General features: G+C 67.9%; 22 protein-coding genes. 7 read left to right on the top strand and 15 right to left on the bottom strand.

Annotation, left to right across the window (positions count from 1 at the left end):
• Window positions 1-8: 8 nt before the first annotated feature.
• The 5 genes from ACFOMP_RS08380 to ACFOMP_RS08360 are packed head-to-tail and all read left to right on the top strand — an operon-like array spanning window position 9 to window position 4,330.
• Complete coding sequence (locus tag ACFOMP_RS08380; protein WP_379029432.1) at window positions 9-788, top strand: sulfite exporter TauE/SafE family protein; 780 nt, start codon at window positions 9-11, stop codon at window positions 786-788.
• Between the two features lie 27 nt (window positions 789-815).
• Window positions 816-1,973 (top strand): succinyl-diaminopimelate desuccinylase, encoded by a 1,158-nt coding sequence (gene dapE, locus ACFOMP_RS08375; RefSeq protein ID WP_379029430.1) that lies wholly within the window; start codon window positions 816-818, stop codon window positions 1,971-1,973.
• A complete protein-coding gene (locus ACFOMP_RS08370; protein ID WP_379029427.1) occupies window positions 1,970-2,386 on the top strand; it encodes a GNAT family N-acetyltransferase in 417 nt (138 codons plus the stop codon). Before dapE ends, ACFOMP_RS08370 begins: the two co-directional genes overlap by 4 nt.
• Entirely contained in the window at window positions 2,386-2,901 is a 516-nt protein-coding gene (locus ACFOMP_RS08365; RefSeq protein WP_289895704.1) for a hypothetical protein, read from the top strand. The genes ACFOMP_RS08370 and ACFOMP_RS08365 overlap by 1 nt, the downstream gene beginning before the upstream one ends.
• A 49-nt stretch (window positions 2,902-2,950) precedes the next feature.
• Window positions 2,951-4,330, top strand: a complete 1,380-nt coding sequence (locus ACFOMP_RS08360; protein ID WP_379029424.1) for a glutamate--cysteine ligase — start codon at window positions 2,951-2,953, stop codon at window positions 4,328-4,330.
• Between the two features lie 51 nt (window positions 4,331-4,381).
• Here ACFOMP_RS08360 and ACFOMP_RS08355 read toward each other — a convergent pair whose 3' ends face one another.
• From ACFOMP_RS08355 to ACFOMP_RS08330, 6 genes are all read right to left on the bottom strand, one after another.
• Window positions 4,382-4,804: a DUF2852 domain-containing protein gene (locus ACFOMP_RS08355; RefSeq protein WP_379029421.1), complete on the bottom strand. Its 423-nt coding sequence runs from the start codon at window positions 4,802-4,804 to the stop codon at window positions 4,382-4,384.
• Between the two features lie 98 nt (window positions 4,805-4,902).
• Complete coding sequence (locus tag ACFOMP_RS08350; protein ID WP_379029418.1) at window positions 4,903-5,511, bottom strand: TetR/AcrR family transcriptional regulator; 609 nt, start codon at window positions 5,509-5,511, stop codon at window positions 4,903-4,905.
• Between the two features lie 9 nt (window positions 5,512-5,520).
• The gene (locus ACFOMP_RS08345) at window positions 5,521-5,811 is read right to left on the bottom strand and encodes an HPr family phosphocarrier protein (protein WP_019353312.1); all 291 of its coding nucleotides are present in this window, start codon (window positions 5,809-5,811) and stop codon (window positions 5,521-5,523) included.
• Window positions 5,808-6,233, bottom strand: a complete 426-nt coding sequence (locus ACFOMP_RS08340) for a PTS sugar transporter subunit IIA (RefSeq protein ID WP_289895707.1) — start codon at window positions 6,231-6,233, stop codon at window positions 5,808-5,810. Before ACFOMP_RS08340 ends, ACFOMP_RS08345 begins: the two co-directional genes overlap by 4 nt.
• A gap of 16 nt (window positions 6,234-6,249) precedes the next feature.
• Complete coding sequence (gene rapZ, locus ACFOMP_RS08335) at window positions 6,250-7,224, bottom strand: RNase adapter RapZ (RefSeq protein WP_379029494.1); 975 nt, start codon at window positions 7,222-7,224, stop codon at window positions 6,250-6,252.
• Between the two features lie 27 nt (window positions 7,225-7,251).
• Entirely contained in the window at window positions 7,252-7,680 is a 429-nt protein-coding gene (locus ACFOMP_RS08330; protein ID WP_289895930.1) for an HPr kinase/phosphorylase, read from the bottom strand.
• Between the two features lie 229 nt (window positions 7,681-7,909).
• On the opposite strand from ACFOMP_RS08330, the gene ACFOMP_RS08325 reads away from it, so the two are divergent.
• A complete protein-coding gene (locus ACFOMP_RS08325; RefSeq protein WP_379029414.1) occupies window positions 7,910-9,508 on the top strand; it encodes a phosphoenolpyruvate carboxykinase in 1,599 nt (532 codons plus the stop codon).
• Window positions 9,509-9,685: 177 nt separating this feature from the next.
• Here ACFOMP_RS08325 and rnr read toward each other — a convergent pair whose 3' ends face one another.
• The 9 genes from rnr to purC form a co-directional block, all read right to left on the bottom strand.
• Window positions 9,686-11,950 carry a ribonuclease R gene (gene rnr, locus ACFOMP_RS08320; protein WP_379029411.1) on the bottom strand — a complete coding sequence of 755 codons (2,265 nt, stop codon included), beginning with the start codon at window positions 11,948-11,950 and terminating at the stop codon, window positions 9,686-9,688.
• A 44-nt stretch (window positions 11,951-11,994) separates the two neighbouring features.
• Complete coding sequence (locus ACFOMP_RS08315) at window positions 11,995-12,216, bottom strand: formate dehydrogenase subunit delta (RefSeq protein ID WP_289895711.1); 222 nt, start codon at window positions 12,214-12,216, stop codon at window positions 11,995-11,997.
• Window positions 12,217-12,222: 6 nt separating this feature from the next.
• Window positions 12,223-13,038, bottom strand: coding sequence for a formate dehydrogenase accessory sulfurtransferase FdhD (gene fdhD / locus ACFOMP_RS08310; protein ID WP_379029408.1), 816 nt, complete (start codon window positions 13,036-13,038; stop codon window positions 12,223-12,225).
• A 4-nt stretch (window positions 13,039-13,042) separates the two neighbouring features.
• Window positions 13,043-15,922 carry a formate dehydrogenase subunit alpha gene (gene fdhF, locus ACFOMP_RS08305; RefSeq protein ID WP_379029405.1) on the bottom strand — a complete coding sequence of 960 codons (2,880 nt, stop codon included), beginning with the start codon at window positions 15,920-15,922 and terminating at the stop codon, window positions 13,043-13,045.
• Window positions 15,919-17,445 carry an NADH-ubiquinone oxidoreductase-F iron-sulfur binding region domain-containing protein gene (locus ACFOMP_RS08300; RefSeq protein WP_289895714.1) on the bottom strand — a complete coding sequence of 509 codons (1,527 nt, stop codon included), beginning with the start codon at window positions 17,443-17,445 and terminating at the stop codon, window positions 15,919-15,921. Before ACFOMP_RS08300 ends, fdhF begins: the two co-directional genes overlap by 4 nt.
• On the bottom strand, window positions 17,442-17,921 hold the full coding sequence (locus ACFOMP_RS08295; protein ID WP_289895715.1) for a formate dehydrogenase subunit gamma: 480 nt from the start codon (window positions 17,919-17,921) through the stop codon (window positions 17,442-17,444). Before ACFOMP_RS08295 ends, ACFOMP_RS08300 begins: the two co-directional genes overlap by 4 nt.
• A 75-nt stretch (window positions 17,922-17,996) precedes the next feature.
• Window positions 17,997-18,869 carry a LysR family transcriptional regulator gene (locus ACFOMP_RS08290; protein ID WP_289895716.1) on the bottom strand — a complete coding sequence of 291 codons (873 nt, stop codon included), beginning with the start codon at window positions 18,867-18,869 and terminating at the stop codon, window positions 17,997-17,999.
• 87 nt (window positions 18,870-18,956) lie between these two features.
• A complete protein-coding gene (gene purS / locus ACFOMP_RS08285; protein WP_289895717.1) occupies window positions 18,957-19,196 on the bottom strand; it encodes a phosphoribosylformylglycinamidine synthase subunit PurS in 240 nt (79 codons plus the stop codon).
• An 11-nt stretch (window positions 19,197-19,207) separates the two neighbouring features.
• The gene (gene purC / locus ACFOMP_RS08280; protein ID WP_028716635.1) at window positions 19,208-19,972 is read right to left on the bottom strand and encodes a phosphoribosylaminoimidazolesuccinocarboxamide synthase; all 765 of its coding nucleotides are present in this window, start codon (window positions 19,970-19,972) and stop codon (window positions 19,208-19,210) included.
• A gap of 145 nt (window positions 19,973-20,117) precedes the next feature.
• Here purC and ACFOMP_RS08275 point away from each other — a divergent pair, with 145 nt between their 5' ends.
• The gene (locus ACFOMP_RS08275) at window positions 20,118-20,432 is read left to right on the top strand and encodes a DUF1476 domain-containing protein (protein ID WP_379029399.1); all 315 of its coding nucleotides are present in this window, start codon (window positions 20,118-20,120) and stop codon (window positions 20,430-20,432) included.
• The last annotated feature ends 31 nt before the right edge of the window (window positions 20,433-20,463 follow it).

Genomic DNA, 20,463 nt, shown 5'->3' with positions numbered 1-20,463 from the left:
TCCAGACCATGTGCTGCGCTGGCCTCGACCCCTTCCATTTCTGGACCGCCATCGCGATCACGCTGTTTTCCGGCTTCGTGAAGGGCGCCATCGGCTTTGCCATGCCGATGATCATGCTGGCGGCGCTGGGATCCTTCCTGACCGCGCAGCAGGCGGTGGCGGCGGTGATCCTGCCGGTGCTGGTCACCAATATCCGCCAGGCGCTGCGCGGCGGCTGGCGCCCCGCCTGGCAGGCAAGCTGGGCCTATCGCTGGCATATCGGCATGGTCGTGCTGTTCATCCCGGTCAGCGCCGCCTTCGCCCCGCGGGTGCCGCAATGGCTGATGTATGCCATCATCGGCCTGCCGATCACCGTCTTCGCGCTGTGGCAGATCCTCGGCCGCAGCCTGGTCCTGCCGGTGCATCACCGCCGGCGCATGGAGATCGCCACCGGGGTCATCGGCGGGCTGATCGGCGGCGTCTCGGGCATCTGGGGGCCGCCGCTGCTGGTGCTGTTGCTGTCGCTGCACGCCCCCAAGACCGAACAGATGCGGGTGCAGGGAGTGGTGTTCTTCCTGGGCGCGGCGATGCTGACCGTCTCGCATCTGCAATCGGGGCTGCTGAACGCCCGGACCCTGCCGCTTTCCGCCATCCTGGTGATCCCGGCCCTGATCGGCATGGGCTTGGGCTATCTGGCGCATGACCGGCTGGACGCGGCGCGGTTCCGGCGCTGGACGCTGATCCTGCTGGTGCTGACCGGCGCCAACCTGCTGCGCCGCGCGCTGGAGCTTGCGGGGCCGGCGGTGTAATCAGGGCCAAAAGCGAAAGGCCCGCCCATGACGCAATCCGCCCCGATCCCCGATCCCGCGCAACTGACCGCAAGGCTGATCCGCTGCGCCTCGGTCACGCCCGAGGAAGGCGGCGCCTTGCAGCTTCTGGCAGAGGTGCTGGGCGCGGCGGGCTTCGAATGCCGCCGCGTCGACCGCGAGGGGGTGCCGAACCTGTTCGCGCGCTGGGGGGCGAAAGGCGCGCGGACCTTCGGCTTCAACGGCCATACCGACGTGGTGCCGCCCGGCGATCCGGCCAGTTGGACGCATCCGCCCTTTTCCGGGCACGAGGCCGGGGGCTGGATCTGGGGCCGCGGCGCCACCGACATGAAGTCCGGGGTCGCCGCCTTCGTCGCCGCCGCCATCGGCTTCGTGACCGAGACGCCGCCGCCGGACGGCGCGGTGATCCTGGCCATCACCGGCGACGAGGAGGGCCCCGGCAAGCACGGCACCCGCGCGTTGCTGGACTGGATGGCAGCCGAGGGCGAGCGGATGGATGTCTGCATCGTCGGCGAGCCCTCGAATCCCGACCGCATGGGCGAGATGATCAAGATCGGCCGCCGCGGCTCGATGACGCTGCGGATCGAGGCGCATGGCGTCCAGGGCCACGCCGCCTATCCGCATCGCGCCCGCAACCCGATCCATGCGCTGGTGCGGCTGCTGAACGAACTGACCGAGGCGCCGCTGGACGAGGGGACCGAGCATTTCGACCCTTCGGGCCTGCAGGTCACGACGGTGGATTGCGGCAACCCGGCCTCGAACGTGATCCCGGAACGGGCGCGGGCGGTGGTGAACATCCGCTTCAACGACACGCACAGCTCCGAAAGCCTCGACCGGATGATCCGTGCCCGCGCGGCGGCGGTTTCGGCCGAGACCAGGGTGGATTTCGCCATCTCGACCGATGTGTCGGGCGAAAGCTTCCTGACCCGGCCCGGCCCCTTCGTCGATCTGGTCGCCAGCGTGGTGCGCGAGGAAACCGGGCTCGACCCGGCGCTGTCCACCTCGGGCGGCACCTCGGATGCGCGTTTCGTCAAGGATCATTGCCCGGTGCTTGAATTCGGGCTGGTGGGGCATTTCATGCATCAGGTGGACGAACGCGTGCCGGCCGAGCAGGTGCGCCAGCTGGCCCGCATCTATCGCCGCATCCTGGAGCGTTACTTCGCATGATCGAGAAGACCACCGACCTCGACACCTGCCGCGCCATCCGCCGCGAGGTCTTCGTCGTCGAGCAGAACGTCCCCGAGGCCGAGGAATGGGACGGCCGCGATGGCGCGGCGATCCACCTGCTGGCCCGCGACGACAGCGGCGCGGCCATCGGCACCGCCCGCATCCTGGTCCAGGGCGCGACCGGCAAGATCGGCCGCGTCGCGGTGCTGCAATCGGCCCGCGGCACCGGGGCCGGCGCGGCGCTGATCCGCGCGGCGCTGGACGAGCTGCGCGCCCTGCCCGGCGTCACCCGCGCCAAGCTGGGCGCCCAGACCCATGCCATCGGCTTTTACCAGAAGCTGGGCTTCGCCGCCTACGGCCCGGAATATGACGATGCCGGCATCCCGCATCGCGACATGGCGCTGGAGCTTTGATGATCCGCCCGGAACTGGCCGAGAAGCTGCGCCCCTGGGCCGAGACCGGCGCCGCGCTGGTCGCGACCGGGTTCGGGCTGTGGCTGTTCTCGCTGGGCGGCTGGATCCTGTGGCCCATCGGCGCGGCGATCGCCGCGGCTTCGGCGCTCTGGGCACTGGATGCGCGGCGGCGGATGCGCTTCCGCCACGGCTCGCTCGGCCCCGGCATGGTCGAGCTGGACGAGGGCGCGATCCGCTACCTGTCGCCCAACCGGCTGCTGGGCGGCGAGATCGCGCTGCGCGAACTGGCCGAGATCCGGCTGATGCGGCTGAACGGCCGCCGGCACTGGCGGCTGAAAAGCGCCGATGGCCAGGCGCTGCTGATCCCGGTGGATGCGACGGGGGCCGAGCATCTGGCCGGCGCCTTCGCCACCCTGCCGGGGATCGAGATGGGGCGCCTTTCCGCGGCCCTGGCCCAGGCGGCGCCGACGATCCAGACCGTTTGGACGAGGCCGGCGCGCGCCCGCTTGACTTGACGCGCCTCGCTTGCCACCTGTGGCACGCAAGGCAAACGAAAGGCCACCGATGTCCATTCCCCAACAGGGCGGCGGCCCGATCGAACGTCCCGAACAGCTGGTCGAATATATCGCCGCGGGCGAGAAACCGCGCGAGGCTTGGCGCATCGGCACCGAGCACGAGAAATTCGGCTATCGCCATGCCGACCTGATGCCCCTGCCCTACGAGGCTGCGCCCGGCCAGCCCTCGGTCAAGGCCATGCTGGAGGGGCTGCAGAGCCGCTTCGGCTGGACCCCGGTGCTGGAGGCGGGCAACATCATCGGGCTGGAGCGCGACGGCGCCAATGTCAGTCTTGAACCCGGCGGTCAGCTGGAGCTGTCGGGCGCGCCGCTGGAGACCATCCACCAGACCTGCGACGAGGTGAATCAGCATCTGGCCGAGGTGAAGACCGTGGCGGATGAGCTGGGCGCCGGCTTCATCGGTCTGGGCGCCGCGCCGATCTGGACGCAGGAGCAGATGCCGATGATGCCCAAGGGGCGTTACCGGCTGATGACCGATTACATGGGCCGGGTCGGCACGCTGGGCACGCAGATGATGTATCGCACCTGCACCGTGCAGGTGAATCTGGACTTCGCCTCGGAAGCCGACATGGTGCAGAAGCTGCGGGTGGCGCTGGCCCTGCAGCCGGTGGCGAATGCGCTTTTCGCCAATTCTCCCTTCCTCGACGGCAAGCCGAACGGCTGGAAAAGCTGGCGCGCGCATATCTGGCAGAATCTCGACGCGGCGCGCACCGGCATGTTGCCCTTCGTCTTCGAGGACGGCTTCGGCTATGAGGCCTGGGTCGATTACGTGCTCGATGTGCCGATGTATTTCGTCTATCGCGACGGCAAATACATCGACGCGCTGGGGCAGAGCTTCCGCGATTTTCTGCAGGGCAAGCTGCCGGCGCTGCCGGGCGAGATCCCGACCCTGTCGGACTGGGCGGACCACCTGACCACGGTCTTCCCCGAGGCGCGGGTCAAGAAATTCATCGAGATGCGCGGCGCCGACGGCGGGCCCTGGCGGCGGCTTTGCGCCCTGCCGGCGCTTTGGGTCGGGCTGGTCTATGACCAGTCGGCGCTGGACGCCGCCTGGGATCTGGTCAAAGGCTGGGATGCCGAGACGCGCGAGGCCTGGCGGCGCGGCGCCGGCCTGCTGGCGCTGGATGCCGAGGTGAACGGCGTGAAGATGCGCGATCTGGCGCGCGAGGTGCTGGCGATCTCGGAAGCCGGGCTGAAGGCGCGGGCCCGCACCGGCTCGGGCGGGCTGGTCCCGGACGAGACGCATTTCCTGAACGCGCTCAAGGAAAGCGTCGAGACGGGCAAGGTGCCCGCCGACGAGTTGCTGGGGAAATACCACGGCGAATGGGCGGGCGATCTGAGCCGCATCTACGGCGAGTATTCCTATTGACCAAGGGCCGGGTGATCCCCGGCCCTTTTCGCATTCGGTTGGCGGCGCGCCTCAGGCCTGCGGCGCGGGCGGCTGCGGCTGGTTGCGGCCCTGCATGAACTGATCGAACTCGACCTTGTCCTTGGCCTCGCGCAGCTTCTGCAGGAAGTCGAGGAATTCGCGATGCTCGTCCTCGAGCCGTTTCAGCGTTTCCTCGCGATAGGCATCGAAGGCGCTGTTGCCGGTCGGCGCGCCGAAACCTTGGCGATAGCGGTGGCCGTGGTGATGATGGCGGTGGCGGCAAGAAAACATGCGTTTGCTCCAGATCATGTAACCCAGGATGGCAAGGCCCAAAGGCCAGCAGGCGATGAAGGCCAGGATCATGGCAGCGATCCAGGCGCCCTTCCCGCGCTCGTCCAGCCAGTCCCGGATGCCGGCCAATGCCGCGCCGATCCGGTCGAAGGCGGAGGGGCGCGGGGCGATGTCAGTGTTCATTGCGGTCCCTTTCCGATGTGAATGTTAATCACATTTACATAAATGGAGCGCGGCCGGCCGGGTTCAAGGGATGCGGCGAAAATTTTCAGCCAAGGGGTTCAGTCGGGGATCACGCCCAGCCCGCGCAGATAGATCAGCGCGCCGCTTTCCAGCATGTCAGCGGCCGAGATGGGCGAGCGCGAGCCGGGCTTGCCGCGCCCGAACAGTTCGACCACGCCATGGCTCAGCGCCCAGATATGGTCGGCGATCATGCCGGGCGGCGGCTGCGGGCCGGGGCGGTTGACGAAAAGCGATTCGGCCCCGCGGACCAGCACGCCCCGCGCCCGCTCGGACGCCTGTTGCAGCCCGGAATTGCCGGTGATCGAGATGCCGGATTCGAACATGGCGATGTAGAAGCCGCGCCGCTCGGCCGCGAAGCCCAGATATTCCTGCCCCATGCGCAGGAACGCGGTCAGAGGCCGCGGGCGGCCGTCGTCGAAGGCGGCCCCCAGCCGGGCGGCGAATTCCTCGAATCCCTGCCGGGCGACCTCCTCCAGCAGATCCTCGCGGCCGGTGAAATGGCGATAGGGCGCCGCGGCGCTGACCCCGGCCAGGCGCGCGGCCTCGGCCAGGGTAAAGCCCTGCGGACCGTTCTCCTCGATCAGCCGCACCGTGGCCTCGACAAGGGCCTGGCGCAGATTGCCATGATGATAAGAGGATCGGGCCATGTCCGGCCCTTACATGCCTTCGCCGAAATAGTCCTCGACAAGCGCGCTCAGCGCATCGGCAAGCTCGCGGGCCTGCGCGCCGCGCGTGGTGACGCGGATCGAGCTGCCGCGCGGCGCGGTCAGCATCAAGAGACCCATGATCGAATCGCCCGAGACGCTGATCCCGTCCTTTTCCACGATGGCCTGGGCGTCGAACCGCTCGACCGTCTCGACGAATTTCGCGCTGGCCCGCGCATGCAGGCCCTTTTCGTTGATGATCGCCAGTTCGCGGGTGACGGCCCCGTTGGTCATGTCATTCATGAAGCGGCACGATTCGGGATGGGAAGCACATCGGCAGGCAGAACGTCATAGCTGTTGATGTACTTGCGTCCCGCATCCTTGGCCAGGGAAACGGCATCGGCGACCGACAGCTTGCGCGATTTCGCCAGCTTCACCAGCATCGGCAGGTTCGCGCCGTAAAGGATCGAGCGGTTGCGCATCGCGCAGGCCATCAGCGACAGGTTCGAGGGCGAGCCGCCGAACAGGTCCGTCACCACCACCACGCCGTCGCCGGAATCGACCGAATCGGCCGCCGCGCAGATTTCGGCCTGCTTCTGGCTCCGATCATGGTTTTCCTCGATCGTAACGGCCTTGATGCCGGTTTGCGGTCCCACCACATGCTCGACTGCCGAGAGATATTCCCTCGCCAGGCCGCCATGCGCCACGATGACAATCCCGATCAATTCACTCCACCACGCATCAGCCGCTTACCCTGGCGCCCGTGCCGTGTGAGAGGCCGTGTTGGCCATCATCCCCAGGTGCCGGCGCCATTTGACGGCGTTCAAGTTCCCGATGTCTAGTTGACACTTGCCAGCCCGCTTTCGCAAGCGCATCCGCCATTTTTTCCGCCATTGTGACGGAACGGTGTTGCCCTCCGGTACAACCGAAGCCGATCGCCAGATGGGCCTTGCCCTCTTCCAGATGGGCAGGCAGGGCGAAAAGCACAAGATCCCGCACCCTGCGGAAGAATTCGTCGAATCGCGGATCGGCCGTCACATAATCCTGAACCGCCCGGTCGCGGCCATCCAGGGGCCGCAGTGCCGGTTCCCAATGCGGGTTGGCCAGGAAGCGGCAGTCGAACATCATGTCGACCCCGCGCGGCACCCCGCGCTTATAGGAAAACGACTGCACCGAGACCGCCAGCCGCCGCCCCGTCTCGGTGTCGAACCAGCGCGCCAGCTCCGCCTTCAGGTCGTGCGGCGACAATTCCGAGGTATCGACCAGCACGTCGGCCCGCGCCCGGATCGGCGCCAGCAGGTCGCGCTCGGCCCGGATCGCGTCCAGGGGCGAGGCCTCGCCGCGCAGCGGATGGCGGCGCCGGGTTTCATTGAAGCGTCGCAAAAGCTGCTCGGTGGCGCAGTCGAGAAACAGAAGCTCGGGGGCGTATTCCGGCAGCCGCACCAGCTTGTCGATCAGCTCGGTCAGGTTGGCGACGGAAAAGTCGCGGTTGCGCACATCCAGCCCCAGCGCCAGCGGCACCGGCCGCGGCGGCCCGTCCAGCAGCCGCGGGATCAGCGACAGCGGCAGGTTGTCGATGGCCTCGTAGCCCAGATCCTCCAGCACATTGATCGCGGTCGAGCGGCCCGCCCCGGACGGCCCGGTGATCAGCACCAGACGCTGGGCCGTATCCTCGACGGCGCCGCCTTCGCGGGCCGGGTCCTGCTGGTTGTCCATGGGGCTGCCCGCCTCAGACATCTCGGCTCACTTCTCCTGCCCATCCGTGTCCGCCCGTCCGGCGTCGAGATATTGCAACAGTGCCGGGGCAAGATGGACACAGCCGGCGCCAAGGACAAGGGGCAAAGCCCTGTCCAAAAGGTCAAGCCGGCGCGGCGGCGGCAGGCGCTCGGGCTCGGGCCGGTCCAGATCCACCGCCAACGCCAGCGCGACCGGGCCATGGGCGCGGGCGCGCAGGATGCCAAGGCCGCGTGCCTCGATCAGGCCGCGCAGCGAATCGGGCGAATCGGCGACGATATCTCTGCCCTCCGCCCGCAACAGCGTACGGTCATCCGCCACAAGCGTCGCGCCGAAGGCCATCATTTCAAGAGCAAGCGTCGATTTGCCTGCGCCAGAGGCCCCGAGGATCAGAAGTCCCCTGCCCCGATGGGCGATGCAGGATGCGTGCAGGATCATGGCGCGACGGCCTCCGAAACGCGGCGAATCAGTACCGCTGGTTAGGACAGAACCCCTGCCTTTGTGGCGAATTCTTGACGCCCGGACCATGCCCGCGCAAATGGTTGCGCTAACCTTTCCTGATAGCGCTAAACCTGTCCATAACGCCGCTTTCGCTGGGGAAATGCCGTGTTATAGGACGCGCAACGGCCGGTTGTCGGCCCGGAATTCTAGCAGGAGCACAGGTGCCATGAGCGAACCGCGCGTCAACCCGAATTGCCGTCTCGAAGACCAGGGGATCACCGGGCTCGGCAATGTCCACTACAACCTGCTCGAACCGGCGCTGATCGAAGCGGCCATCCAGCGCGGCGAAGGCCGGCTGGGTCTTGGCGGCACCTTCCTGGTCTCGACCGGCGCCCATACCGGCCGCTCGCCCAAGGACAAGCATGTCGTGCGCAGCCCCGCGGTGGAAGACAGCATTTGGTGGGAGAACAACCGCCCGATGGAGCCCGAGGCCTTCGACCGGCTGCATGCCGACATGCTGGAACACATGAAAGGCAAGGACTATTTCGTTCAGGACCTCTACGGCGGCGCGGATCCTGCCCTGCGCCTCGACGTCCGGGTCGTGACCGAACTGGCTTGGCACGGGCTGTTCATCCGCAACCTGCTGCGCCGGCCCGAGGCCGCCGAGCTGGCCAGCTTCGCGCCGGAATTCACCATCATCAACTGCCCCAGCTTCAAGGCCGATCCGGCACGCCACGGCTGCCGCTCGGAAACGGTGATCGCGCTCAATTTCGACAAAAAGCTGATCCTGATCGGCAACACCGCCTATGCCGGCGAGAACAAGAAGTCGGTCTTCACGCTCTTGAACTACATCCTGCCGGAAAAGGGCGTGATGCCGATGCATTGCTCGGCCAACCACGCGCTCGGCAACCCGGACGACAGCGCCATCTTCTTCGGCCTGTCGGGCACCGGCAAGACCACGCTCTCGGCCGATCCCTCGCGCATGCTGGTCGGCGATGACGAGCACGGCTGGTCCGACACCGGCATCTTCAACTTCGAGGGCGGCTGCTACGCCAAGACCATCAACCTCTCGGCCGAGGCCGAGCCGGAGATCTACGCCACCTGCTACAAGTTCGGCACCGTGGTCGAGAACATGGTCTATGATCCCGACACGCTGGAGCTGGATTTCGAGGACAACTCGCTGACCGACAACATGCGCTGCGCCTATCCGCTGGAGCAGATCTCGAACGCCTCGCCGACCTCGCTGGGCGGCCAGCCGAAGAACGTGATCATGCTGACCTGCGACGCCTATGGCGTGCTGCCGCCGATCGCGCGGCTGACCCCGGCCCAGGCCATGTATCACTTCCTGTCGGGCTTCACCTCCAAGACCCCGGGCACCGAGGTCGGCGTGACCGAGCCGACGCCGACCTTCTCGACCTGCTTCGGCGCCCCCTTCATGCCGCGCCGGCCGGAAGTCTATGGCAAACTGCTGCAGGAAAAGATCGCCCAGACCGGCGCGGCCTGCTGGCTGGTCAATACCGGCTGGACCGGCGGCGCCTTCGGCACCGGCAAGCGCATGCCGATCAAGGCCACCCGCGCCCTGCTGACCGCGGCGCTGGACGGCTCGCTGAACCAGGTGCAGTTCCGCAAGGATCCGAATTTCGGCTTCGAGGTTCCGGTTTCGGTCCCCGGCGTCGATGACAAGCTGCTGGACCCGCGCCAGACCTGGGCGGACGGCGCCGCCTATGACGCGCAGGCCCGCAAGCTGGTCGGCATGTTCAGCGACAATTTCGCGCAATATGCCGACAAGATCGACGACGACGTCCGCGCCGCCGCCATCGGCTGAAACCTGGAACGGCAATGATGCAAGGGCAAGGGGCGGTCCGAACGGGCCGCCCCTTCGCCTGCGCCGCGGTCGCAAGACCCCCGGCCCGCGGCCGACACGCGCGCGCGCCCCGGCGACCTTCCGTGTTCGAAATACCCTGGAGCAGCGCGGAACGCGCGGGGGCAAAGCCCCCTTCGTTCAATGCTGCCGCCGCACCCGCCGGCGTTTCTGGGCGCGCTTGATCTCGGCCAGCCGCGCCTGGGTGGCGCGCTTGCGCATCGGACCCTTGCCACGGCCGCGCGAGGCGCCCTGCGGCATCGGCCGGCCCTCGACCTCCAGCAGCTCCAGCATCAGCCCGCCGGTCAGCGGCACCGCTTCGGTCAGCCGCACGGTCACGCGCTGGCCGATGCCGATTTCCAGCCCGGTTTCCGAGCCCATCAGCACCTGCGCATTCGGGTCGTAGTGGAAATATTCCCGGCCGATCTCGCGGATCGGCAACAGGCCGTCCGCCCCGGTCTCGTCCAGCCGCACGAAGGCGCCGAATTTCTGCACGCCGCTGATGCGGCCGGTGAACTCGGCCCCCACCCGGTCGGCCAGATAGGCGGCAAGATAGCGGTCGGTGGTGTCGCGCTCTGCCGCCATCGACCGCCGCTCGGTCTCCGAGATGTGCTGGGCGGTTTCCGAAAGCGTCTCGATATCCTGCGCCGACAGCCCGTCATCGCCCCATTTGTGGCCCATGATCAGCGCCCGATGCACGATCAGGTCGGAATAGCGCCGGATCGGCGACGTGAAATGCGCATAAGAGCGCAGCGCCAGTCCGAAATGGCCGAAATTCTCCGGGTTGTAATAGGCCTGCTGCATCGAGCGCAGCGCCGTCATGTTGATCAGCTCGTCGAACTCGGACCCCTCGGCCTGTTCCAGCAGCCGGTTCAGGTGCCGGGTCTGCAACACCTGGCCCTTGGCCAGGGTGAAGCCCGAGGCCTCGGCCACCTCGCGCAGCGCGTCGAGCTTTTCCACCGTCGGCTCCTCGTGCACGCGATAAAGCAGCGGCCGGCGCAGCCGTTCCAGCTCCTCGGCGGCGGCGACATTGGCCAGCACCATGAATTCCTCGATCAGCCGATGCGCGTCATAGCGTTCGCGGAAATTCACCGACTTCACCCGGCCGTCCGGGGTCAGCACGATCCGCCGCTCGGGCAGGTCCAGCTCCAGCGGCTGGCGGCGGGCCCGCGCGGCCTTGAGCAATTCGTAGCCATGCCAGAGCGGCCGGATCACCGCATCGACCAGCGGCGTGGTCTGGTCGTCGGGATTGCCGTCGGCCGCCGCCTGCGCCTGCTCATAGGCCAGGCTCGCGGCCGAGCGGATCATGCCGCGATGGAAGCTGTGGCCGGTCTTGTTGCCCTGCGCGTCCAGCCGCATCCGCACGGCGATCACCGGCCGGTCCACGCCCTGATGCAACGAGCACAGGTCGCTCGACAGGATGTCGGGCAGCATCGGCACCACCCGGTCGGGGAAATAGGTGGAATTGCCGCGGTTCCGCGCCTCGCGGTCCAGGGCCGAGCCGGGGCGGGCGTAATGCGCCACATCGGCGATGGCGACCCAGACCGTGGCACCGCCATCCTCATGCGTTTCGGCGGCGACGGCATCGTCGCGGTCGCGCGCATCCGAAGGGTCGATGGTGACGAAAGGCAGGTGCCGCAGATCCTCGCGGCCCTGCATCGTCGCCGGGCGGGCGGCGTCGGCCTCGGCGATCACCGCGTCGGGGAAATCGTCGGGGATGCCGTGCTGGTGGATGGCGATCAGGCTGACCGCCCGGGGCGCCGAAGGGTCGCCCAGCCGCTCGACGATCCGCGCCACGGGCAGGCCGATGCGGCCACGCGGGCCGACCTGCTCGGCATCGACCAGCTCGCCGTTTTTCGCGCCATGCGCGTCGCCGGGGCGCACCTGCCATTCCCTGTCCTGGCCCTTGTCGATGGGCAGGATGCGGCCGCCGGCATCAGGGCCGCCGGTCGCGGCGCGGAAGATGCCGACGATGCGGTGCTGCACCGTGCCGATGCGGCGGATCAGCCGGGCCTGATAGTCGTGATCCTCGCCCCGGGTCTCGATCAGCCGGGCCAGGATGCGCTCGCCGGGCGCGACGGCGGGATCGGATTTCAGCGCCGCGTAAAGGATGCGCGGCACCGGCCCCTCGCCCTGCCATTCCAAAGGCTTGGCGAAAATGTCGCCGTCGCGGTCGGGCGGCAGCAATTGCAGCACGGTGACCGGCGGCAGCCGCTCGGCATCGTGGTAATGCCGGCGGCGGCGTTCCAGCAGGCCTTCGGCCTCCAGCTCCTTCAGCAGCCGCTTCAGCTCGATGCGCTCGGCGCCCTTGATGCCGAAGGCCTTGGCGATGTCGCGCTTGGCGGTGGCGTCCGGGTGGGCGGACACCCAATCGAGAATCTCTTGACGGGAAGGTAGCTGTGCCATGCCGCCACGCTAGCACGCTGCCGGACGGGGTGGCAGAGGCAAAATCAGGCGGCGGGCAGCCGCACGAAGGCCGCCGCGTCGCGCACCACCGGATCGGCCTCGGCCCCGGCACGGATCAACGCCACGAAGGCCTGGCGCATGCGCGGCGTCCAGGAATCGTTGATATGGGCGGCCACCGCCTCGGGCGCCGGCCGGTCGGGCTGGCTGGTGAAGAACTGCGCCATCTGCGTGGCCATGTGGATCAGTTTGGAATCGTCGTGGGACATGGGGCCTCAGCTTCCGGCGATGCGCCGGGGATGGGTGTAAAGATCGAAGCTCGCCTGCCGGGCGCGGGCGATCAGGGTGATGCCGGCACGTTCGGCCCAGCCGAGCGCCAGCGCCGTCGGCGCGCTGGCGCCGATCAGGATCGGCGCGCCGATGCGGGCGGCCTTCTGCACCAGATCGACCGACAGCCGCGAGGACATGACGACGGCACCCTGCCCCGCCGACTGCCCGGCCTGCGCCAGCGCGCCGGCCAGCTTGTCCAGCGCGTTGTGGCGGCCGACATCCTCGCGCGTCACGGCGCGGGCGCCGTCCCAGAAGGCGGCGCCGTGGATCGCCGGGGTCTGGTGGCGCAAGACCTGGCCTTGCGTCAGCGCCGCCATGGCGCGGGCCACGTCCTCGGGCGGCATCGACCAGTCCGAGGCGACCGGCACGATCTGCGGCAGCGCCGCCTCGATGCTGTCGACGCCGCAAAGCCCGCAGCCCACCGGACCGACCATGCTGCGCCGCCGCTCGGCCAGCCGCGCGGCAAGACCGGGGCGCAGCCACAGCCGCGCCTCGCGCGCCGGGAAACCGCCGGCCTCGATCGCAGCCTCCTCGAACCCCTCGACATCGCCGGGCGCCGCGATCAGCCCCTCGGTCAGGGCGAAGCCCAGGGCGAAGTCGCGCAGATCCTGCGGCGTCGCCATCAGCACCGCCTGGCTCATGCCGTCGATGACTATGGCCACCGGGCATTCCTGCGGCGCCGGGGGCGGCTCGACAAACCGCCAGCCGCCGCCCTGGCCTGCGCCGTCCCAGCGCAGAACGCCGGTCGTCACGTCGCGCATGCGATCACTCGGCAGCGGCGGGCAGGATGCGGCGCGCGAGGTCGGAATGATGGCGATACTCCTCTTGCCATTCCGAGGGGCCATTCGAGGGGCTGACCTGCACGGCCGTCACCTTGAACTCGGGGCAGTTGGTGGCCCAGTCGGAATTGTCCGTGGTCACCACATTGGCCTGGGTCGTCGGGTGATGGAAGGTGGTATAGACCACCCCCGGCGCCACCCGCTCGGTGATATGCGCCCTAAGCGATGTATCGCCCGAACGCGAGGCCACGCGCACCCAGTCGCCTTCCCGGATGCCGCGGTTCTCGGCATCCGAGGGGTGGATCTCCAGGATGTCCTCGGGGTGCCATACGCTGTTGTCGGTCCGCCGGGTCTGCGCGCCGACATTGTATTGCGACAGGATCCGCCCGGTGGTCAGCAGCAGCGGGAAGCGCGCCCCGGTGCGTTCCTCGGTCGCGACGTATTCGGTATGGACGAACTTGCCCTTGCCGCGCACGAAGCCGTCGATATGCATGACTGGCGTGCCCAGCGGCGCCTTGTCGTTGCAGGGCCATTGCACCGAACCCTCGCGATCCAGAAGATCGTAGCTGACCCCGGCGAAGCTGGGCGTGGTCATCGCGATCTCGGCCATGATCTCGCGCGGGTGGGTATAAGACCAGGCCGCGCCCATGCGGTTGGCCAGCAGCTGCGTGACCTCCCAGTCCTCGTAGCCGTTCTTCGGCGTCATGGCGCGGCGGACCATGTTGATGCGCCGCTCGGCATTGGTGAAGGTGCCGTCCTTTTCCAGGAAGCTCGAACCCGGCAGGAAGACATGCGCATAGTTCGAGGTCTCGTTCAGGAACAGATCCTGCACGATCACGATATCCATGGCCGACAGCGCCGAAGTGACGTGCCGGGTGTCGGGGTCGGATTGCACGATGTCCTCGCCCTGGCAGTAAAGGCCCTTGAAGCGGCCGGCCAGTGCCTCGTCGAACATGTTGGGGATGCGCAGGCCCGGTTCGGGCGACAGCTCGACGCCCCAGACCCGCTCATAGATGGCCCGCGCCTCGGGGTCCGAGACATGGCGATAGCCCGGATATTCGTTCGGGAACGAGCCCATGTCGCAGGAACCCTGCACGTTGTTCTGGCCGCGCAGCGGGTTCACGCCGGTGCCGGGCTTGCCGATATTGCCGGTCATCATCGCCAGGTTGGCGATCGCCATCACCGTGGTCGAGCCCTGCGAATGCTCGGTCACGCCCAAGCCGTAATAGATGCTGGCGCGCGGCGCGGCGGCATAGGCGCGCGCGGCCTTGCGGATCAACTCGGCCGGCACCTTGCTCAGCTTCTCGACCTCCTCGGGCGAATGCCGGGGATCCATCACGAATTCGGCATAGGCCAGGAACTCGTCCCAGTCGCAGCGCTCGCGGATGAAGGCCTCGTCATAGAGCTTCTCGGCGACGATCACATGCGCCAGCGCGGTGACGACGGCGACGTTGGTCCCCGGCCGCAGCGGCAGATGCAGGCTGTCGCCCATATGCGGGGTCTTCAGCAGGTCGATCTCGCGCGGGTCGACGACGATCAGCCCGGCCCCCTCGCGCAGCCGCTTGCGCATGCGCGAGCCGAAGACCGGATGCGCATCCGTCGGGTTGGCGCCGATGATCAGCGCCAGGTCGGTCTCGTCCACCGAATCGAAGTCATGCGTGCCGGCCGAGGTGCCGAAGGTGGTCTTCAGCCCGTAGCCGGTGGGCGAATGGCAGACCCGGGCGCAGGTGTCGGTGTTGTTGTTGTGGAAGACGGCGCGCGCCAGCTTCTGCACCAGATAGGTTTCCTCGTTGGTGCAGCGCGACGAGGTGATGACGCCGATGGCATCGCGCCCGAAATCCTCCTGCGCCCGGCGCAGACGGGTGGCGGCGAAATCCAACGCCTCGTCCCAGCTGACCACGCGCCACGGATCGGTGATGCGTTCGCGCACCATCGGCTGGGTCTGGCGTTCGCGATGCGTGGCGTAGCCCCAGGCGAAGCGACCCTTGACGCAGCTGTGGCCGTGGTTCGCCTTGCCGTCCTTGCTGGGGACCATGCGCACCACCTCCTCGCCGCGCATATGCGCGTCGAAGGAACAGCCGACCCCGCAATAGGCGCAGGTCGTCTTGACGATATGTTCGGGCGTGCCGATCTGGATCACGCTGTTCTCGATCAGCGTCGCGGTCGGGCAGACCTGCACGCAGGCGCCGCAGCTGACGCAATCCGAGGACAGGAAACTGTCCGAGGCCATCCCGGCCGAGACGCGGCTGTCAAAGCCGCGGCCCTCGATGGTCAGCGCGAAGGTGCCTTGCACCTCCTCGCAGGCCCGCACGCAACGGTTGCAGACGATGCATTTGGCGGGGTCGAAGGTGAAATAGGGGTTCGTCTGGTCCTTGGGCCGGTATTCCGGGTTCGGCCCCTCGGCATCGCGGCGGGCGAAATGGTTCTGGCCCGGCTCATAGCGCACCTCGCGCAGGCCGACGGCGCCGGCCATGTCCTGAAGCTCGCAATCGCCATTGGCGGCGCAGGTCAGGCAGTCGAGCGGGTGGTCGCTGATGTAAAGCTCCATCACCCCCTTGCGGATCTGCGCCAACTCGTCGGTCTGGGTATGGACCACCATGCCCTCGGCCACCGGCGTCGTGCAGGAGGCCGGCAGGCCGCGCATCCCGTCGATCTGCACCACGCAAAGCCGGCAGGAGCCGAAGGCGGCCAGATGGTCGGTGGCGCAGAGCTTCGGCACCGAGATGCCGGCCACGGCGGCGGCGCGCATGACGCTGGTGCCGGCCGGCACGCTGACCGGGATGCCGTCCACCAGCAGGTTCACGGTGACGTCGGACTTGACCGCGGGCGTACCCATGTCACGGTCGGGAATGATGAAATCCTTCATTCGGCGGCCTCCTTGCGGGGCTCGCGGCGCCCGCTGAAATCGTCGGGGAAATGGGTCAGCGCCGACATGACCGGGAAGGGCGCGAAGCCCCCCAGCGCGCAGAGCGAGCCCCATTTCATCGTGTTGCAAAGATCGGTAAGGATCGGGATCCCGGTCTCGTCGCCCTGGGCGATGCGGTCGATGGTCTCGACCCCCCGGACCGAGCCGATCCGGCAGGGCGTGCATTTGCCGCAGCTTTCCACGGCGCAGAACTCCATGGCGAAGCGCGCCAGCTTCAGCATGTCGGCGGTGTCGTCGAAGACGGTGATGCCGGCATGACCCAGCAGGCCCTCTTTCGTCGCCAGCTCCTCGTAGCCGAAGGGCACGTCGAAGTTCCAATGCGGGATGTAGGAGCCGAGCGGCCCGCCCACCTGCGCCGCCTTGACCGGCCGGCCCGAGGCGGTGCCGCCGCCGATCTCTTCGATGATCTGGCGCAGGCTCATGCCGAAGGCGGCCTCGAACAGCCCGCCATATTTCACGTTGCCGGCGATCTGGATCGGGATCGTGCCCTTGGACCGCCCGATGCCCAGCTTGGCGTATTCCGCCCCGCCATGGGTCAGGATCCAGGGCACCGAGGCCAGCGAGATCACGTTGTTGACCACCGTCGGCCGGCCCAGGAACCCCTCCAGCGCCGGAATCGGCGGCTTGGCGCGCACCACGCCGCGCTTGCCCTCCAGGCTGTTGAGCAGGCTGGTCTCCTCGCCGCAGACATAGGCGCCGGCGCCGACCCGCACCTCCATGTCATAGGCATGGCCCGAACCCAGCACCGACGGCCCGAGGATGCCCGCCTGCCGGGCCTTGCCGATGGCGGCCTCCATCAGCCGGATGGCGTCGGGATATTCGCTGCGGATATAGACATAGCCCTGCACCGCGCCCGTGGCGATGCCGGCGATCGCCATGCCCTCGATCAGGACCAGCGGATCGCCCTCCATCAGCATGCGGTCGGCAAAACTGCCCGAATCACCCTCGTCGGCATTGCAGACGATGTATTTCCGCGGAGCCTTGGCGCCGGCGACGGTCTTCCACTTGATGCCGGTCGGGAAACCGGCGCCGCCGCGGCCGCGCAGCCCGGATTCGGTGACCTCCTCGACGACCTTTTCCGGCCCGATGCCGATGGCGCGGCGCAGCCCGGCCAGCCCGCCATGCGCCTCGTATTCCTCGACCGAAAGCGGGTCGATCACGCCGACCCGGGCAAAGGTCAGCCGGCTTTGTGCCTTCATCCAGGGCAGTTCCTCGACCGGGCCCAGGGCCAGCGGATGCGCGCCGCCCGTGCGGATCGCCTCGGCGACCGAGGCCGCGTCCTCGGGTCCGACCGGCCCGTAGCCGTGCCGCACGCCGTCGCGCTCGACCTCGACCAGAGGCTCGAGCCAGATCATGCCGCGGCTGCCGTTGCGGGTCACGGCAAACTCGCGCCCCAGCGCCTCGGCCACCGCGTCGGCGCCCAAAGCCCTTGCGGCGGCGTCCAGGGGAACCCAGATCCTCATGCGCCTGCCTCCGCCACCAGTTGCCGCACCTTGGCCAGATTCGCCCGGCCCAGCAGCCTGTCGCCCATCTGCGCCGAGGGCGCGCAGGCGCAAAGCCCCAGGCAGAACACCGGCTCCAGCGTCAGCCGCCCGTCCGGGGTGGTCTCGTGCCAGTCGATTCCCAGCGCGGCGCGCACCTCCTCGGCCAAGGCATCGGCGCCCATCGACTGGCAGGCCTCGGCCCGGCACAGCCGCAGCACATGCCGGCCATGCGGATGGTCGCGGAAATCGTGATAGAAGCTGACCACGCCATAGACCTCGGCCCGGGTCATGCCCAGGGCCTCGGCCAGCCGCGGCTGCGCCTCCTCGGGCACATGGCCCCATTCGGCCTGAATGTCGTGCAGGATGGGCAGAAGCGGCCCCTCGCGGCCCTGATGGGCGGCGATGATTTCGTCAAGGCGCAGAAGGAAATCAGCGTCGATCGCTGGTGAGGTCATGGCTAGGGGGTCCGGGCTCTACTGTTTTGTCCAGACTAGAGGCCGGTGATAGACGATACAATTGTGATATATCGTTTATTGATTGAAGGTATCAATCGACGAGACAATGCGGATCAGCGCCTCGACCAGTGGCGGATGCGGCTCGCGCCGGGCCACCACCACGCCGACCATATGGCCCTCGCCGGTCAGGTCACGGGCCCGAACCCCCTCGGGCAGCGGCAGGCCGCGCGCCAGCGCCCGCGGCAGGATCGCCGCCCAGTCGCCGGTCGCCACATGCGACAGGATCGCCAGCATCGAGGTCGATTCGACCCGCGGCAGCGCATCCGCCCCCGCCTCGACCAGGTGCCGGGTGACGATGCGGCGGTTCTGCATGTCGGGGGTCAGCAGGCAAAGCGGCCGGGTGGCGGTCTCGGCCCAGTCGGCCGGCCCCGCCAGCTCGCCCCGGTCGATCAGACAATAGGTCTCGCGATACAGCGGCAGGCTCTGCACCCGGCCCAGCGGCTCGCTGTCCAGATAGGTGACGCCGGCATCCAGCTCCAGCGCCTCGATCTGGTCGCGGATCTCGTCCGAGCTGCGCGACAGGATCGAGACCCCGGCATTGGGATGGCGGCGCAGGAACGGCCCGGTCAGCTCGGCGATGCGCGGCATGGCGGTGGGGATCACGCCGATGCGCAGCCGCCCCGACACGCCCTTGCGGCTGGCCTGCATCTCGGCCTGCATGGCGCGGGCATCGGCGACGATGCGCCGCGCCCAGCCCAGCACCCGCTCGCCCTCGGGCGTCAGCCCCTGGAAGCGCGAGCCGCGCCGCACCAGCTGCACGCCCAGCTGCTCCTCCAGCGCCCGGATGGCCGAGGACAGGGTGGGTTGGGTGATGCCCAGCGATTCGGCGGCGCGGCCGAAATGCTTCTCGCGCGCCAAGGCCATGAACATGGAAAGCTTGTCGATCACGGACCCGCCCTCCCCGCCCGGCCGGCTTTCTCCGTTTTCCAAATACCCCGCGGGGGTCCGGGGGCGCGAAGCCCCCGGCCCGGCGGATCAGACGATCTCGACCGCGTATTTCTCGATCACGGTATTGGCCAGCAGCCCCTCGCACATGCGCGCCACCTCGGCCCTGGCGGCCTCGGCATCGGCTGCCGCCAGGTCCAGTTCGATCACCTTGCCCTGGCGCACGCCGGAAACCCCGGCAAAGCCCAGCCCGCCGAGCGCGTGCCGGATCGCCTCGCCCTGGGGGTCCAGAACGCCATCCTTCAGCATGATGGTGACACGGGCTTTCATCTGCGGGCCTCTCAGTTGATCAGGGTGGGTTTGGTCAGCGAGGTGGTGTTGGCGGGCATCAGGCCCAGCCGGCGCGCCACCTCGGTATAGGCATCGGTCAGGCTGCCCAGGTCGCGGCGAAACACGTCCTTGTCCAGCTTCTGCCCGGTCTTGACATCCCAGAGCCGGCAGCTGTCCGGGCTGATCTCGTCGGCGACCACCAGGCGCATGAAATCGCCGTCCCAGATCCGGCCGACCTCGATCTTGAAGTCGATCAGCTTGATGCCGACGCCGAAGAACACCCCCGACAGGAAGTCGTTGACTCGCAGCGCCAGCGACACGATGTCGTCGAGATCCTGCTGACTGGCCCAGCCGAAGGCGATGATGTATTCCTCGGACACGAAGGGATCGCCCAGCTCGTCGTTCTTGAAGCTGTATTCGACGATCGGGCGCGGCAGCGGCGTGCCTTCTTCCATGCCCAGGCGCTTGGCGATGGAACCGGCGGCGAAATTCCTGACGATCACTTCCAGCGGAATGATCTCGACCTGACGCACCAACTGTTCGCGCATGTTGATGCGGCGGATGAAGTGGTTCGGCACGCCGATATTGGTCAGCCCGGTCATGAAGAATTCGGACAGGCGGTTGTTCAGCACGCCCTTGCCCTCGATGGTGGCCTTCTTCTGGGCGTTGAAGGCGGTGGCATCATCCTTGAAATACTGGATGAGCGTGCCGGGCTCGGTGCCTTCGTACAGGATCTTGGCCTTGCCTTCGTAGATTTTCTTGCGCCTTGGTGCCATGCTGCGCTTCTCCCGTCCGCAAGGTGACAATCTTTATCGCGCTATAGGCCAGAAACGGGGTCAGGGGCAATACAGGCTTGCGATGCGACCCCGGCGCGGGCATATCCTGCGATAAGACCACGGGAAAACCCAAGCAGAGGCCGCCATGACCACCTTTGACGACCGCGAGCGTGCGCAAGAGGCGAAATTCGCCCATGATGCGGAACTGAACTTCAAGGCCGAGGCACGGCGCAATCGCCTGCTGGGCGAATGGGCGGCCGGGCTTTTGGGCAAGTCCGGCGACGATGCGCGCGCCTATGCACTGACCGTGGTCAGCTCGGATTTCGACGAACCGGGCGACGAGGACGTGTTCCGCAAGCTGGTGGCCGACCTGACCGGCAAGGCCGACGAGGCGGCGATCCGCGCCAAGATGATCGAGCTGCGCGCCACCGCCCGCGACCAGATCGTCAACGAGATGTAAGCGGCCCGCCGCGCCATTCCCGACGCCCCGG

It is taken from the genome of Paracoccus simplex, from assembly GCF_042648325.1.
Classification (GTDB): Bacteria; Pseudomonadota; Alphaproteobacteria; order Rhodobacterales; family Rhodobacteraceae; genus Paracoccus; species Paracoccus simplex.
This window is presented reverse-complemented; position numbering and strand designations above follow the sequence as displayed.